Genomic DNA, 15331 nt, shown 5'->3' on the forward strand with positions numbered 1-15331 from the left:
TGCCAATGCTACAACCCTTCTGGCTTATTGCTGGGCCAGCAGCTTCTTGAACAGCTCCTCATCGTAGGGCGAATAGATGTAGCCGTCAGCCGGGAAATCCTTGGCCCGGGCGAGGTATTCGTCGATGTTGGAATTGTCGATCACCGGCAGCGGGATCTTGACGAAGGCAGGCACGTCCTTGCCCTCCAGCGCCTGGACGGCGGTGTAGGTGGCGAAGGCGCCGAGCCAGTTCGGCTGCATGGTGGCCCAGCTCTTCAGGCCCTTTTCCTTCCACAGCTCAAGGAACTGGCGCGCATTCTCGCCGGTGATCGGCACCTGGTCGCGGCCCTGCTTGTCGAGCGCGAGCACGGCACCCGCCGACAGCGCACCGCCGAGCGACAGGATGCCGTCGATCTCGGGATTGGCGAACAGCAGGCTGGTCACGGCTTCCTGGGCGGGGGCGACATTGTAGGGCGTGTTGGTCTCGGCAAGCACCGTCACGTCGGGGTGTGCCTTGAGCTCGGCATCCGCGCCCTTGCGCCTGTCGTCGCTGACCGAAACGCCAGCCGGGCCGTTGAGGATCAGGATTTTGCCCTTGCCGCCGATGGCGTCGATCAGGAATTTGGCCGCCTGGTCGCCCCACTGCGAGGAATCGGTGTTGACCTTGGCGGTGACCTGGTCGGTGTCGACAAGGCTGTCGAAATTGATGATGGCGATGCCCTTGGCGCAGGCATCCGCGATCACGCGCGCCGGCGCGGTCGACGAACCGGCGATCAGGATGATGGCGTCGACATCGGAATCGATCATCGACTGGATCTGCTGGATCTGCACATTGGCGTCGCCCTGGGCGTCGGTCACGACCAGCTTGTCGACCAGCCCCTGCTTCTTCAGCGCTTCGACCTCGGCTTCGATCGTGCCTTGCGTCTGCTTCATCCATGTCGGCACGGAATAGATGTTGGCCCAGCCGATCGTGTACGGCGCCTTGCGGTCGCCCTTGATGCACTTGGCGGCGGCATTGGCCTCTGAGCCGGCGCCGAAAGCCAGGACGAGACCGAGGCAAAGGGCGCTGGCGGATGCGAAAAACGATGGTTTCATCATGATTGTTCCCCTTCTGTGGTTGTGTCCGGACGTGCAGGGTCGGCACGAGAAAACCTGTCGGTTGCCGTGTCGCGGCAACCGCCTGTCTTCTCGTCTGGACTTTCTCTGCCCGGTTCACTTTTGTCCGGTATTTCAGACATCATGTCTGTATATCGGACAAGCGGGATGCTAGACTGAGCCTTGACATCTTTCAAGCGCCTTGAGACGAGGACCGAGAAATGATTTTGAGCGGATGCTAATGATGAGCGACGGCGTGACTGAACTGATCGAAGCGGGCGGCACGGCACCACAGAATGGCGAGCGCCGCCGCGGCATCGACCGCGTCATCATGCTGCTCGAAGCGCTGCTCAGGCACCGCGCGCCGACGCGTGTCGGCGACATCGCCAAGATGATCGGCGCGCCGCGTTCGACCACCTATGAAATCGTCAACAGCCTGCTCGAAGCCGAAATGCTCGAAAATGTCGGCGCGGAGGGCTACGTCTATTTCGGCCGGGCGATGCATCTGTTCGGCTGGGCCTATTCGCATCACAACGCCCACTACCGGCGCATCCTCGAGACGCTGGACAGGATGGCCGCCGAGACCGGCGAGACCGTCCAGTTGTGCGGCCTGCGCGGCAACAAATATGTCGTTCTCGATTGCCGGGATTCACCCGGCCCGTTCCGCATCTCCAGCGATGTCGGTGTCGAGGTGTCGATCCCCTGGACGGCGTCGGGCCGGCTGCTGGTCGGCCATATGAGTGAACAAGAGCTGAAAAACTTCATTCCCGCCGGCGACTACAAGCTGCCCGACGGCCGCATCATCGCGCCCGAGGAATTCTTCGCCGACGTCGCGCTGGCGCGCCAGCAAGGCTACAGCGAAACCGCAGCATTGGCCGACCGCTTCACCTGGTGCATGGCGGCACCGATCCACGACGGCCACGGCGCCATCAACAAGACACTGTGTTTCGTCCTGCCCGTCGACACGCCGGAAGCCCGGCGAGGCGAATTGCTGTCTCTGCTGCGCGAGCGCGCCCGCGGCCTGTCGCTGGCAGGGGGCTAGTCCGATCTGTCCGAGGCAGGATGGGGATCGGCGCTGCAGCCTGGTCGACCCCCCTTCGTGCAGCTGTTTCCGGTCAATCTTCGCTTTCTTGGCGCACAAAGAAAGAAACGATGAGGGCAAGCTGATCTGCTAGCCGTCTATTCCAATTCGGGAGTCGTGCGCCGCGGATGTATTCCGGATGCTTCTGGTCACGGTGCGGCTGGTCCTGTGGCGATGCGCCGGAACGGACGTTGCCCCCAGATATTAACTGTTATGCTATGTTGGTTGTTGACGCTTCCTCTCCGGAAGGGTTAACAATGTCCTAATATAAGCGCCGCAAAATGGCCCCCGACCGGCAACCAACGGGCTAGACGACGCTATTTGGGGTTGGGGAAACGCAACGCGACGTCAATGTCGTCGCGATCATCACGCTTGAGCCACCATCCGTCTGTGTGCCGCCATCCTCGTGCTGGCGCGTGCGACAGCACGTTTGGAGCCAACTCCACTGAACTTGCAGACAGGATGTCTGCCAGAACGTGCATGCCGGCCGCGAAGGGCTTCTTGCTGTCCTCGGCTTCGGTCGACCTGACCGAGACCGATGACGCCGCCGACATCTCGACGTCAGGCGCCCTCACCATCTCGGATGTCGACAGCGATCCGCACTTCGTTGCCCAGGCGGCAACGGCTGGAACCTATGGCACCTTCGACATCGATGCCGATGGCAACTGGACCTACACCGCCTCCTCGGCCCACAACGAGTTCGTCGATGGCCAGCACTACACCGAAGACTTCGATGTGGTCAGCGCCGACGGCACCCACACTTCGGTCCACATCGACATCCTCGGCACCAACGACGGTCCGGCGGCCCTTGGCGACAACGTCATCACCAACCTGGTGTTGGGAAGCGCCATCAACATCCCCGAGTGGGCACTTCTCGCAAACGACCCCGCTTCGGCAATCGATGTCTCAAGCGCAGGCTCCGCAACGGGAGGCACTGTCTCCCACACGGCTGGTACCAGTGCAAACGGCACCGTGACCTTCACCGACGCGGCGCCCGCGGGAGGAACATTCACTTATACAGCCACCGATGGAACGTCCGCAGGCACGCCGGCACTGGTGACTGTCACTCAGGACCTTGTCGGCACGCTCGACGGAACCGCAGGCGACAATATCATCATCAGTGCGAATGCCGGAGCGACGCTCATCGGCGGTGCTGGCAACGATGTGCTGCTCGGCGGCAGCGGCAATGACATCTACCAGTTCGGACCGGCAGACGGCAACGACGTCATCTCTGATGCCGGAAGCGGCGGCGACAGCATTGAAATCGTGACAAGTGCGCCGTTGAACAGCACGCCTATCGGAACGCTCAACTTCGAGAGGGTGGCCAACGACCTTGTCATCAATGTTGGAACTACGGAGATAACAGTCACCAATCAATATGTCGGAAGCAGCGCTATCGAGAGCATACAATTCACAAACGGTGGCACCGTCTACGGCTATGCGCTCAGCACATCCGCGTACAAGCTGGAAACGGGCCTGTCTGGTCCTGGCACCGACGATGTGATCGCGTCCACGTCTACCGGTCAGGCGCTAACCGGTGGAAACGGCAACGATCTCCTCTTCGGAAACGGCGGCGACGATATCACCATTAATGGCGACAAGGGTAGCGACCTCATTGTCGGAGGTACAGGCAACGACACGCTCCTCGGCGGCGACGACAATGACACGCTGGTCGGCGGTGCCGGGGCCGACACGCTCACCGGCGGTCCTGGGAACGACACTTTCTACTATGGTTCAGCCGTTTCGGATTCCGCGCCTGGTGCCGGCAATTTCGACACCATCACCGACTTCGTGCACGGCACCGACAAGATCGACCTGTCCTCGATCGACGCCAATACGGTCAACGGCGGCGACCAGGCTTTCTCGTTCGGAGTGCCGTCGAATGCGGCCACCGTCGCCAACAGCATCACGTGGTCGGAAAGCGGCGGCAACACGATCGTCCGCGCCGACATCAACGGCGACACGACCGCCGATTTCCAGATCACGCTGACCGGTATCGGGCTTGGTCTGACGGCGAGCGACTTCGTGCTTTGAACGCGGGAGGTGAGCCGCGTTGCGGCTCACCTCCCGTAGCATTTCCTGATCCAGCCTGCGCGTTAAGGTTTACGACAGGAATATCGACGGGCTGCGTGGCGGGCTGAAGGATCGGGAGTAATATCGGCATACAGGTGGACAGGGGGGCGGTTCTCTGCTGGGTATTTGAGTCTCGACAGAAAATCGCAGATCGTGAAGGACGCCCTGCTGGCGTGCCGCCATTATTTCCTGATCGCGGCAGGGTTCAGCCTGGCGATCAACCTGCTCTATCTCGCCTCCCCGCTCTATATGCTGCAGATCTACGACCGGGTGGTGACCAGCGGCAGCGCAACCACGCTGGTGATGCTGACCATCGCGCTGCTTGCGGCTTTCCTCGCGCTTGCCGGCCTCGACCTCATGCGTGCCACGATCCTGACGCGCGCCAGCGTGCGGCTCGACCGGCTGCTGTCGGCGAGGATCGTGGCCGCGTCGGTCGAGACCTCGCAGTCTGGCTCCTCGCAGAGCCAGCCGGTGCGTGACTTCGACACGTTCCGGCAGGTCATCACCGGCATGGGCATCAATGCGCTGTTCGACTTGCCATGGTCGCCCATCTACATCGCCATTATCTTCCTGCTGCACCCCTGGCTGGGCTTCTTCGCGCTCGGCTCGTCCCTGCTGCTCGTCGCCATGGCGGTCATCAACGAATATCTGGTGCGCGCGCCGCTGAAGCAGGCCAACGACCTGGCAACGGCCAACTACAATTTCACCGAGATGAGCCTGAGGAACTCGGAAGTCATTCGCGCCATGGGCATGATCGACGGCCTCATCCGCCGCTGGGGGCGCGACCGCAGCCTGGCGCTTCGGCGTCAGACGCAAGCCAGCGACCGCGCCGCCCTGATGTCGGGGGTGATCCGGTTCCTGCGCCTGACCATGCAGTCGCTGATCCTCGGCCTCGGCGCCTATCTGGTGATCGAACGGCAGACCACGGCCGGTTCGATGTTCGCGGCCAGCATATTGCTGGGCAAAGGCTTGCAGCCCGTCGAACAGATCGTCGGCCTCTGGCGCAACCTGGTCCTTGCGCGGGCGGCACTGGCGAGGGTTCACAAACTGATCGACGGCGGTGCACAGACCGAAAGATCGTTCAACCTGCCCAAGCCCACCGGCAAGATTTCGGTCGAACAGGTCAGCTTTGCCATTCCCAGCCAGCAGAAGGTGCTTCTGCGGGACGTATCGTTTCGGCTGGAGGCAGGCGAGGCGCTGGGTATTGTCGGCCCCTCGGGCGCCGGCAAGTCGACACTGGCGCGTCACCTTGCGGGCGTCATGCAGCCCAGCCGCGGCACCGTCAGGCTGGACGGCGCCGACCTGTCGCATTGGGGGCGCGACGCACTCGGCGACCACATCGGCTACCTGCCGCAGGACATCGAGCTGTTTTCCGACACCGTCGCTGCCAACATCGGACGCTTCAAGACCAATGTCGACCAGGAGGTGATCGAGGCCGCGCGGCTCGCCGGCGTGCACGACATGATCATCCGCCTGCCGCAAGGCTACGAGACGCAGATCGGCGAAGGCGGCGCCGTCCTGTCGGGAGGATACCGTCAGCGGATCGCGCTTGCCCGGGCGGTGTTCGGCACACCCAACCTGATCGTTCTCGATGAGCCGAGCTCCAATCTCGACGCCGATGGCGACCGTGCGCTGAGCGAGTGCGCGATCGAGCTCAAGCGTCGCGGCAGCACGGTGATCATCGTTTCGCATCGGCCTTCAACGCTGGCAAATGTCGACAAGATCCTGCTGCTGCGGGACGGTGCCGTCGAAGCCTTCGGCATGAGGAACGAGATCGTGGCACGGCTCAATCAGCGTGCAACTTCAATTGCGGTGGCAACCCAATGACCTGCCTGAGGAGTGACCGTTGAGCGACAGCGCCCTCATCTACCGAAGCCTGCCCGGCGAAGCCGGCATCCCGGGGCCCCGGATTCCATCCGGGTGCCGGCCTATATCGGCCTGCTGATCATCGTCGCCTTCTTCGGTGTCTTCGGCGGCTGGGCCGCCTTTGCCCCGCTGAACGGCGCCGTCCTGGCCGATGCGGTCGTCAAGGTGGAAGGCAACCGCAAGAGCGTTCAGCACTTCGACGGCGGAACGGTGAAGGAAATCCGGGTCAAGGACGGCGACATCGTCAAGGCGGACCAGGTCATGCTGGTCCTCGACGACACCAGGATTCGCTCCGAGTTCAACCTCTACGCCCAGCAATATGCGCTCCTGCGCGCCACCGACGCCAGGATCAAGGCCGAGCTGGATGGCAGTGGGGCAGTTGCCTTTCCGCAGGATATCCTCAAGGAGCACGAGCCCTATCTCAAGGATGCCATGGCAAACCAGATCGCCGACCTGGAAAGCCAGCGCGCCTCGATGGCCGGCGCCACGCAGATCCTGCAACGGCGGATTGCCGAGCTTGATGAACAGATCCAGGGCAAGCAGGCCCGCGTCGAATCCTTCCGGGCCCAGCTGCAATCGACGATCGACGAAAAAGTCAGCCTGTCGAAGCTCCTCAAGGCCGGCCTGACGACGCGGCCGCGCATATTGGAACTGGATAGATCCGCCTCGGACCTGCAGGGCCTGATCGACGAGAATCTGGGGGCGATCGCCGGAAGCCGTCAGGCGAAGGCCGAGCTGGAAAGCCAGATCGCCCAATTGACCAATGAGCGCCGGGCCAAGCTTTCCGCCATGCTGATCGATACGCAATCCGGCCTGGCGGACCTCGTGCCGAAGATGTTCGCCGCCCAGGCCGCCATGGACCGTGCCGAGGTTCGCTCGCCCTATGACGGCCAGGTGATGGATCTCAGCGTCTTTTCGATCGGCGCGATCGTCGCCCCGGGGCAGACGATCCTCGACATCGTGCCGACGCAGAATTCGCTGATCGTCCAGGCGCAGGTTCGCGTCGAGGACATATCCAACCTGCGCTCCGACATGACGGCCGAAGTTCGCTTTACCTCCTACAACCAGCGTTCGATACCGATCATCCACGGACGCGTCACCCGCATTTCGGCGGATCGCATCACCGACAGCAAGACCGGCTTCCCCTATTATATCGCCGACATCGCGGTCGATCCCGCCGAACTGGCCGCGGCGCCGCAGATCGCGCTTTACCCTGGCATGCCGGCTTCGGTGATGATCGTCACCGAGGAGCGCACCGCCCTCGACTATATACTGGGCCCGCTGCTCACCTCGTTTCACTCCGCCTTCCGCCAGAAATAGAACCTCGGCGGCCGGCAGATGATCGCGCAGGTCTTCCCATTCGCTTGGGATATATAAACTTTTAGACAAAACGTACGCATTAACTAATTATTAATCTACCGCTTAACTTTCCGATATTTTTACTTATGGTGCCAAGCAAGGGGGTAGGTTGGATATACTGGGGATGGGGCAGTTTTTCTATGCGCAAAATTTCAGAGACCTCTCCAAGGGATCTTGGAGGAGATGAGGCCACGACAAGTGGATCCGGGCCCCCCGGTTCCGCGCAAGCCGCGACGTCCGCAACCCAGTCTCCCCGTTCGCATCGTCAACGTTCAGCCAGGCCCGCAAGCGCGACTGATGTCGCGCGGCAAGATCTGGCTCGTTTCCAGGAAAGCCTTCTCGATCTTCCAACCGTGCAGCTTGGCGGGCTGCCGATCACGGTGATCGACCGGCCAAATGCCGCGCGCTTGATGATCGCCGCGGCGCGTGGGCACATCCGCAGCAGCCGTCCCTATTATTTCACCTCCGCCAATGGCGACGTCATCGCGCAGGCGCTCGCGAATGTGGACGTCGCCGTCCTCTTCCGCGAAGCCGACCAGATCTTCGCCGACGGCCAGCCGCTTGTTTTCGCCTCACGCCTGCTGTGCAGCAGGCATTTGCCGGAGCGGGTAGCCACCACCGACCTCTTTCACGACGTGGCCGAGCTCGCCGAGCAGGAAGGCACGACCTTCTATCTGCTGGGGTCGACAGAGGCCGAGAACGACAAGGCGGTTGCGAGCGTCAAGGCCAGATACCCTGGCCTGCGCATCGTCGGGCATTGCCACGGCTTCCTTGCCGGCCAGGCGCTTGAAAAGAAGCTCGACGAGATCAACGCGCTTGCGCCCGACATTTTGTGGCTGGGCCTCGGTGTTCCGCGCGAGCAGATCTTCGTCCGCGACTTTGCATCGCGACTCCAGAATGTCGGGGTGATCAAGACGTCGGGCGGGCTTTTCGACCATATCGCCGGCAAGGTCCGGCGCGCGCCCCTGTGGATACAGAAGGCCGGATTCGAGTGGCTGTGGCGTGCGCTGATGGAGCCGCGCCGGCTTTTCTGGCGCTATTTCACCACAAGTCCCCAAGCCATCTACGCCATATTGAGGTATTCCAGATGACAGCCGAGCCTTCCCACCGTCCGCTGCCTGCCGGAACCGACACGGAGATAGTCATAGTCGGCGGCGGGCTTTCCGGCACGCTGGCGGCAAACGTGCTCGGGCGGTCCGGTTATCACGTCACGCTGATCGACCGCCATCAGGTCTTTCCGCGCGAATTCCGCGTCGAGAAGATAGCCGGCGACCAGATCGAAAAACTGCGCCGGATCGGTCTTCTGGACGGGCTTTCCGCGGCGGCCGTGGCATTCGACGAAATCGTCAACATACGCAAGGGGCGCCTGCTCGACCGCACGCACGCCCGGCACTACGGCATTTTCTACGATGACCTCGTCGCCGCCATGCGGGCCGAACTGCCCGACACCGTGCGCTTCATCGCTGGTCGCGTGAGCGGACTGGAGGCAGGCCCGGAACGCCAGCGTGTGTCGATCCTCGGACACGGCGACGTGACGGCGCGGCTTCTCGTTTTGGCCACCGGCATGGGTGACATTCTGCGCCGCGACCTTGGTATCGAGCGCAAGTTCGTCCACCAGCGCCAGTCGCTGACCTTCGGCTTCAATCTTCGCCCGGTGGGAACAAGCGCCTTTCGGCATCCCGCCCTCACCTACTACGGCGAACGGGTTTCCGACGGCATCGACTATCTGAACCTGTTCCCCGCCGCCGACGTCACCCGCGCCAATCTCTTCGTTTTCCGCGAGCATCGCGACCCTTGGGTCAAGGCGCTGCGCGACAATCCCAGGCAAACGCTCATCGAAACGCTGCCGGGTCTGGTCAAGGCATTCGGCGATTTCGAAGTGATCGACCGGGTCGAGAGCTGGCTCACCGACATCACCGTCGCCGAGAATTGCGTGCGCGACGGGGCCGTCTTGATCGGCGATGCTTACCAGACATCCTGTCCGGCCGCCGGAACGGGTGTCAGCCGGCTGCTCACCGATGTCGAGCGCCTATGCACCGTGCATGTGCCGCAATGGCTGGCCTCACCCGGCATGGCCGCTGCAAAGATCGCGGCCTTCTACGCCGATCCGGTAAAGCAGGCGATGGACGAGCATGGTCTCCAACTGGCTCATTTTCGCCGCAGCCTGACCATCGACACCGACCTGCGCTGGCGCGCGCGCCGGCAAATTCACTTCAGCCGCCGCCGCATCATGCACGAGATCGACAATCTAAGCCCCGCTTTCGCCGCCAGGCTGCGCAACCTCAGAAAGCCCGCAGTCGAACCCGTGGCGTGATCGCAGACCAATCAGCTGATCTGTCGCCCAAACTACGCAGTGGTTTTGGGAGGCGCGCCTTGGGCTCGTTCCGATCTCAAGGCCCAGCCACCTCGTCGGTGGAGGCTGGCGACGTCACCACATGACCAGCGGTGGCCTTCTTCCCGTGCGAACCGATCACGCGCCGCGCCAGCGCTTTGGCCGCCGGCAATTTCTCGACCGTCAGATGTGCCGCCAGGCCGAGCGGGCTGCCGGCTCGGAAGATCTGCCACATCGGTGATGGCCGGCCGCCGAAGATGCGCTTGTAGGGTTCGTCGCCGATGGTGAAATCGAGGGAATGGTCGCCGCGCTCGATACAGTCGCGGGCGATCTGTTCGAACATCAGGCTGCCGATCGACTGCTTCCTGTAGCCGGCCTCGTCGAAGCCGCCGAGAATGACAAGCAGCGAGCCGCGGTGCTCGAGGCCAAGCGCGCCGGCGATTGCCCGATCGTTCATCCAGAAAGTGTAGGTGCGAGCGAAACCGCCGCACCCTTCGGTCGCCACAGCCAGGTAGAAATCGAAATAGGACGGCAGCTGCAGCAGGTCGGCGGGGCCGTTGCTGCCATCGAAACGCTTGCCGCGATAGATTTTGAGCGCATCGAAAGTCGTGCGGATGGCGGCGACGTTGTCAGCGCATGCGAAGCGCGCCTCTCCTATTCGGCCGAGCTGCCGGGACTTCTTGTCGAGCTCCTTGCGGTAGGACTGGTCGAGCTGGTGCTCGCGCCAGGCGGCGAATGTCGGCTCCAGCTTGCTGGAGTAAGCGCTCATGCCCATGCTTTCGCGCTTGTCGATGCCAAGGAGCCGCTCGATCGCCAATGAGCGGTCCGCCAGTTTGCCGATGCGCAGGAGATCGTAAGGCTTCAGATGCCTTCGGATCGCGGCAACGGCTCGACTGTCCGCCACGATACGCGAGAAGGTCTCCTCGTCGGCGACTGGCGATACGTAGTCGGAAACGCGCATGTCGGCGAATTCGACCACTTTGAGCAGTGTGTACCGGCGCCTGACCAAGGGCAAAACCATCGCGAGCTTTCCGCCCGCACCGTTTCGCACGACGATGACAAGTGGCGTGGCAGCGCCTTGCCGCACGATCCTCTCATAGAGCTGGCTCAGCCATATTGGATGCTGAAAAGCGGTCGCCGCCGAACTGGCGAAGAGTTCGGCATACTCCTTCGAACGGAAATCGAACGAATCCTCGGCAGTGACTTCAAACATGTGATCCGAACCGGCTGGGCCTGATCTATCGACGACGTCTTGCGGTCCGCGTCAAGGCGAATCGCAAGGATTGTTGGAAACTTGGTATATGCGAACCCCGGTTGCAAATCTGTCTTAGAATGTGCCCTCCGTGGCTGGTTCGAGATGGGTCGGTCGACAGTTTATTTTCTCGTGAACCACGCAGCCGGACTTTGAATGTAACTCCAATGTAAGCTTTTTCGGCCAAATCATTTCTTTTCAAGTGTCTGGAACCCGAACACCATTACAGCCGGACGGGAATGACATGCTGTCGATCGAGGTGATTGTTCCGCAATCGAGCCCCCGCCTGTGGCAGAAGGTCGCCATAGAGCGGCTGCGGGCGGACGGCCACGATGTGGCTGTGCGCCACCAGCCCGGAGCAGCAAACTGGCCGATGGCGGCAAAAGCCGCCCTTGCTTTTGAACAGCGCCTGTTTCGACGGCGCCGCCCCAACCTTGCCGCCTCGCAGCATGAGATCGAGGCACGCAGCAGCCGCCGGCCCGCCTCGCTAAGGCTGGACCTCGCCGGCAACGCTGCCCCATCGGATGTCCCGACTGTCGGCCTCCTGTTCGACGGATCCGGGTCTGATCTCTCGGCGGCAATCGCGGTCGCGGCCGGAAAGCTGCCTTTGATCGAAGCCGTCCTCGACAAGAAGACAGTGGTGGGCCTGGCACGGCCGATGGTGGACAAGCGGGAATCGGCGGCACTTGGCAGCGAGGACGTGCTTGCCCGCGCCATCACCTTGGTCGTCTCGGTGGTTCGGGCATTTGCTGAAGACCGGCTTCCGTGGGGGCAAGACACGCCTGGAGTCCGCCGCGGCGGCACGGCGATGCAATTCGCGCCTGCCTATCTGGGCTCGGCGGTGCCGAGGCTTGGCCGGGAGATTATTCGGCGCATAGGCTTCCGCCACGCGCATTGGCGCGTCGGCTACCGCTTTACCGATGCGCCAGGCGTGGCGAATACGGGCGGGCTTGGCCCCGGCTGGTCGGTCCTGCCCGACCCGGGCGACCACTTCTATGCCGATCCGTTCCCGTTCCAGCGGCAGGGCCGGTCATTCCTGTTCGTTGAGGACTATCCCCATGCGACCGGCAAGGCCGTCATCTCCGTCGTTCCGTTTGACGCAGCCGGCGCCCCCGAGGCGCCGCGCGTCGTTCTGGAAGAGCCGCACCATCTCTCCTATCCGCAGGTGTTCGAGCGCGACGGCGCGATCTGGATGCTTCCCGAGGCGAGCGCCAGCGGCAGGCTCACGCTCTACCGCGCCTCGGCCTTCCCGGACGGCTGGATCGCCGAGACCGTGTTGGTCGAAGGCGAGATTTCCGACGCGACGCTGCTCGAGCATGGCGGGCTGCTTTGGCTGTTCGCCACGGATCGTGACGGTTATGGAAGCACCTCCGACACGCTGGTGGTTTTCTCGTCTCCCGCGCTCGCCGGCCCGTGGAAACCCCATCGCATGAACCCGATTTTGATAGACCATCGCATGGCTCGTCCAGGCGGCGCTTTCATTCGCAACACTGAGGGCCGTGTCTTGCTCCCGGTCCAGGACGGAACGCTCGGCTATGGCGGCGGGCTCGGCCTGTGCGAACTGTTGGAACTCGACCATCAGACGGTGCGGCTGTCGGCGCCCCGGCCGATCGACACCGATGGCGACTGGCCCTATCCGAAAATCCACACGCTCAATCGCTCGGGCACGTTGGAAGTGATCGACGGCATAGCTGCGGTGCGAAGGCGCTCAGGAAAGAAGTAGCGCCTCGTAGCCCGCGCACATCCTGGCCGGCGCGTATTTGTCCTTGAGCCGCCGCCCTGCCGCTGAAAGCCTGGCCATGATTTCTGGCCCGGCCATCAAGTCTGCCAGCCCCTTGGCCATGCCGGTGGCGTCGTCCTCGACGAAGATCGCCGCGGTCTCGCCATCCTCGGTAGCCAGCACCTCCCGCATGACGGCGAGGTCGTTCGCCACGACAGGCAAACCGGAAATTGCCGCTTCGACGCAGGCAAGACCGAAGGTCTCATTCAACGACGGAAACGCGTAGATGTCGCCTGCCGCCAGGAATTCGAAAATACGTGCCGAGGGAACCTCGCCGACCAGATGCAGCCGGTCCGCTACATCCCGGCTTTTGGCCAAGGCGACAAGCGTGTCCCGCTCCGGCCCGACACCGGCAATCGCGACATGGATATCCGGCAGCTGGTCGAGCGCCCCAACCAGCGCGATCTGGTTCTTCTGTTGCGTCAGCCGGCCGGACGAGACGGCGAGCCATGCATTCCGAGGCAAGCCAAAGGAAGACCGGGCTGCCGCCTTGTCGAAGTCTTCAGGCGGTGCGGCAACGCCATGATCGATGCGCCGCAAGCGCCGCCGATAGGCTTGCGGATAATGACTGAATTGCGCTTCCGTCCAGGCCGAGTTGACGACATTCGTCCGGTAGAGGCCAATCACGCCCATCAGCCTGTCGATCTGGGAGAGGACGCCCATCACCCCTTTGGTGTGCGGCGAACCGCTCTGGTTGGCGATGATCTTGCGGACGCCCGCCAGGCGGGCGCCGACCGTGCCGAAGATATTGCCGTAATGCTGATAGGTGATGACGGCGTCCGGCCGCGCCTTGCGCAGATAGGTTGCGAGACCAATGGCTGCCCGGATCTGCCCCGGCAGTCCCCTTGGGCTCTCGGTGAGGACGAAATCCGCATAAGGATCGGCATCGAAGGCGTCCGTCTTACGATACATGAAAACGGTGCGCACGTCGTGCCCGCGCGCCCGCAAGCCTTCGCCCACCATGTCGGAAATACGTTGCGCGCCCGCGGCCTCCGCCTGGGTCTGTACCTGAATGATCTTCACGTACGACCTTTCAGCATCACGCTGGGAACGGGCGCAGCTCTTGCCATCGTGAAGCCGAAGACCGATGGATTTATGCCTATTCTGCGCCGTGCGATCGACACGGCAATGGCGGTCCAGGCGATGACCGTACCGGCGATGCTGACTGCCGCGCCAATGGGTCCAAAGAAATACGTCGTTACCGCCGTCGCGCCGAGCCCCAATATGTTGACGACAACCAGGACCTTGAACAGCGCATGCTGCAGACCGGTCAATTGCAGGAGGATTTCGATTGGCCCGCAAGCCGTGGCAAACGTTGCGCCTATGCCGAAGATGACGAGTGTTGCCCGCATGGTGGGCGTGTCATAGGTCGGATTGAACATGGACAGGATGAAGCCACCGAAAACCCAGAACGCCGCCAGCACGCAGAGTGCAATTGCAAAGCTGCCGAGCGCGGCGAGATTGGTGATGCGCTGAACATGCGCCCTGTCGCCGCTGTAGAAGGCGCTCGAAATCTGCGGTGCGAGCGCCTGATTGATGCCGTTGAGCGCAAGCGCTACGAAACGCGTCGTCCGGTCGGCGACGAAGATCGCGCCGGCAGCCTCAGGTCCCAGGATCACGGCCACAAGCAGTGTGCTCACCTGGCCGAGCGCCGGCGGCAGCGAGGTGACGCCCCATAGGCCAAGCGTCACGGTCTTGAATTCCCTCTTTTGCCCCTCCGTGAGTGGGCCGCGCCTGGCGCGCACCGTGTCGCGCACGAGAAGCAGCGTCTGCGGAACAACCGAAAGGATGAGCAGCAAGGCAGTCAGATAGGTCGCCGCGACTGCGCTCATCTCGATATGCATGGAGTGGCAAGCGGCAATGGCGGCAATCGTGCCTGCACGCCAGATGATGTCGCGCGGCAGCAGACCGGATATGAGCGCGTTCTTGGCGCGGAAAGCGCCGGACGTGAATTCCGACCAGCCGAGCGCGAACGACAGGACCGCTGCGGCCACGCACAGCGAGAGCCATTCCGGCGTGCCTTTGCCGACGAACGGCAAGTACCCGACCATGAGGATAAGCAGGCTGGAGCCAACGAGCCCGGCGAGCGCGACGAGGATGGCGCGGGCCATCATGCCATGCGCCGAGCTATGGTCGCCGAGGCCGACATATTGCGGCCAGAACCTCAGCACGGTGCTCTGCTGCCCCACCGACGCGAAGAAGGAAACCAGGCTGGCGCCGGCATAGGTTGCGCTGTAGAGGCCGAACTGCCTTCCATCCATTACCATCGCCACGGCCACGAACATCAGGAAGGACAGGCCGGCGCTGGCGAGTTTGATCACGCCCGCCACGGCGCCGTTCCTGGCGAGCGTCGCGATGGACATGCGCATATCGTCGGCTGCAGGACTGGTGTCGGCGCCCGATATCGCGCTGCGATTGCTTATGTTTTCGTCCAACGTCGGCTCCTGTGGCGTTCGGCGATGCCCTTACCCCCGCGGCAGGCGAGCCGACGCTGAAACCTGTCTCTCAATAGAG

General features: G+C 62.8%; 11 protein-coding genes. 7 read left to right on the forward strand and 4 right to left on the reverse strand.

From position 1 onward, the window contains the following. Window positions 1-24 precede the first annotated feature (24 nt). Window positions 25-1077, reverse strand: coding sequence for an ABC transporter substrate-binding protein (locus tag ACSQ3Z_RS17915; protein ID WP_436172644.1), 1053 nt, complete (start codon window positions 1075-1077; stop codon window positions 25-27). Window positions 1078-1330: 253 nt separating this feature from the next. Here ACSQ3Z_RS17915 and ACSQ3Z_RS17920 point away from each other — a divergent pair, with 253 nt between their 5' ends. The 6 genes from ACSQ3Z_RS17920 to ACSQ3Z_RS17945 all read left to right on the forward strand — a co-directional run bounded on the left by ACSQ3Z_RS17920 (window position 1331) and on the right by ACSQ3Z_RS17945 (window position 9767). Continuing rightward, window positions 1331-2116, forward strand: a complete 786-nt coding sequence (locus ACSQ3Z_RS17920; RefSeq protein WP_436172645.1) for an IclR family transcriptional regulator — start codon at window positions 1331-1333, stop codon at window positions 2114-2116. Window positions 2117-2617: 501 nt separating this feature from the next. After that, complete coding sequence (locus ACSQ3Z_RS17925; protein WP_436172646.1) at window positions 2618-4189, forward strand: VCBS domain-containing protein; 1572 nt, start codon at window positions 2618-2620, stop codon at window positions 4187-4189. A gap of 192 nt (window positions 4190-4381) precedes the next feature. Further along, a complete protein-coding gene (locus ACSQ3Z_RS17930; RefSeq protein ID WP_436172647.1) occupies window positions 4382-6055 on the forward strand; it encodes a type I secretion system permease/ATPase in 1674 nt (557 codons plus the stop codon). 93 nt (window positions 6056-6148) lie between these two features. Beyond that, the gene (locus ACSQ3Z_RS17935; RefSeq protein WP_436172648.1) at window positions 6149-7414 is read left to right on the forward strand and encodes an HlyD family type I secretion periplasmic adaptor subunit; all 1266 of its coding nucleotides are present in this window, start codon (window positions 6149-6151) and stop codon (window positions 7412-7414) included. Between the two features lie 392 nt (window positions 7415-7806). After that, window positions 7807-8544, forward strand: a complete 738-nt coding sequence (locus ACSQ3Z_RS17940) for a WecB/TagA/CpsF family glycosyltransferase (RefSeq protein ID WP_436173929.1) — start codon at window positions 7807-7809, stop codon at window positions 8542-8544. Then, window positions 8541-9767 carry an FAD-dependent oxidoreductase gene (locus tag ACSQ3Z_RS17945; RefSeq protein ID WP_436172649.1) on the forward strand — a complete coding sequence of 409 codons (1227 nt, stop codon included), beginning with the start codon at window positions 8541-8543 and terminating at the stop codon, window positions 9765-9767. The genes ACSQ3Z_RS17940 and ACSQ3Z_RS17945 overlap by 4 nt, the downstream gene beginning before the upstream one ends. Before the next feature lie 76 nt (window positions 9768-9843). On the opposite strand, the gene ACSQ3Z_RS17950 is transcribed toward ACSQ3Z_RS17945, so the two are convergent. Further along, window positions 9844-10998, reverse strand: a complete 1155-nt coding sequence (locus ACSQ3Z_RS17950) for a GNAT family N-acetyltransferase (RefSeq protein ID WP_436172650.1) — start codon at window positions 10996-10998, stop codon at window positions 9844-9846. A 283-nt stretch (window positions 10999-11281) separates the two neighbouring features. On the opposite strand from ACSQ3Z_RS17950, the gene ACSQ3Z_RS17955 reads away from it, so the two are divergent. Continuing rightward, complete coding sequence (locus ACSQ3Z_RS17955) at window positions 11282-12760, forward strand: glucosamine inositolphosphorylceramide transferase family protein (protein WP_436172651.1); 1479 nt, start codon at window positions 11282-11284, stop codon at window positions 12758-12760. On the opposite strand, the gene ACSQ3Z_RS17960 is transcribed toward ACSQ3Z_RS17955, so the two are convergent. Together ACSQ3Z_RS17960 and ACSQ3Z_RS17965 are read right to left on the reverse strand one after the other, a co-directional pair. After that, window positions 12746-13840: a glycosyltransferase family 4 protein gene (locus tag ACSQ3Z_RS17960; RefSeq protein WP_436172652.1), complete on the reverse strand. Its 1095-nt coding sequence runs from the start codon at window positions 13838-13840 to the stop codon at window positions 12746-12748. The genes ACSQ3Z_RS17955 and ACSQ3Z_RS17960 overlap by 15 nt on opposite strands. Continuing rightward, entirely contained in the window at window positions 13837-15252 is a 1416-nt protein-coding gene (locus ACSQ3Z_RS17965) for a lipopolysaccharide biosynthesis protein (RefSeq protein WP_436172653.1), read from the reverse strand. The genes ACSQ3Z_RS17960 and ACSQ3Z_RS17965 overlap by 4 nt, the downstream gene beginning before the upstream one ends. Between the last annotated feature and the right edge of the window lie 79 nt (window positions 15253-15331).

The sequence above is a fragment of the Mesorhizobium sp. LjNodule214 genome (assembly GCF_964252735.1).
Lineage (GTDB): Bacteria > Pseudomonadota > Alphaproteobacteria > Rhizobiales > Rhizobiaceae > Mesorhizobium.

What these genes read in the sequence shown, in the direction of transcription:
- ACSQ3Z_RS17915 (WP_436172644.1), bottom strand. Translation starts at nt 1,077, where the DNA reads ATGATGAAACCATCGTTTTTCGCATCCGCCAGCGCCCTTTGCCTCGGT.
- ACSQ3Z_RS17925 (WP_436172646.1), top strand. Translation starts at nt 2,618, where the DNA reads ATGTCTGCCAGAACGTGCATGCCGGCCGCGAAGGGCTTCTTGCTGTCC.
- ACSQ3Z_RS17945 (WP_436172649.1), top strand. Translation starts at nt 8,541, where the DNA reads ATGACAGCCGAGCCTTCCCACCGTCCGCTGCCTGCCGGAACCGACACG.
- ACSQ3Z_RS17950 (WP_436172650.1), bottom strand. Translation starts at nt 10,998, where the DNA reads ATGTTTGAAGTCACTGCCGAGGATTCGTTCGATTTCCGTTCGAAGGAG.
- ACSQ3Z_RS17955 (WP_436172651.1), top strand. Translation starts at nt 11,282, where the DNA reads ATGCTGTCGATCGAGGTGATTGTTCCGCAATCGAGCCCCCGCCTGTGG.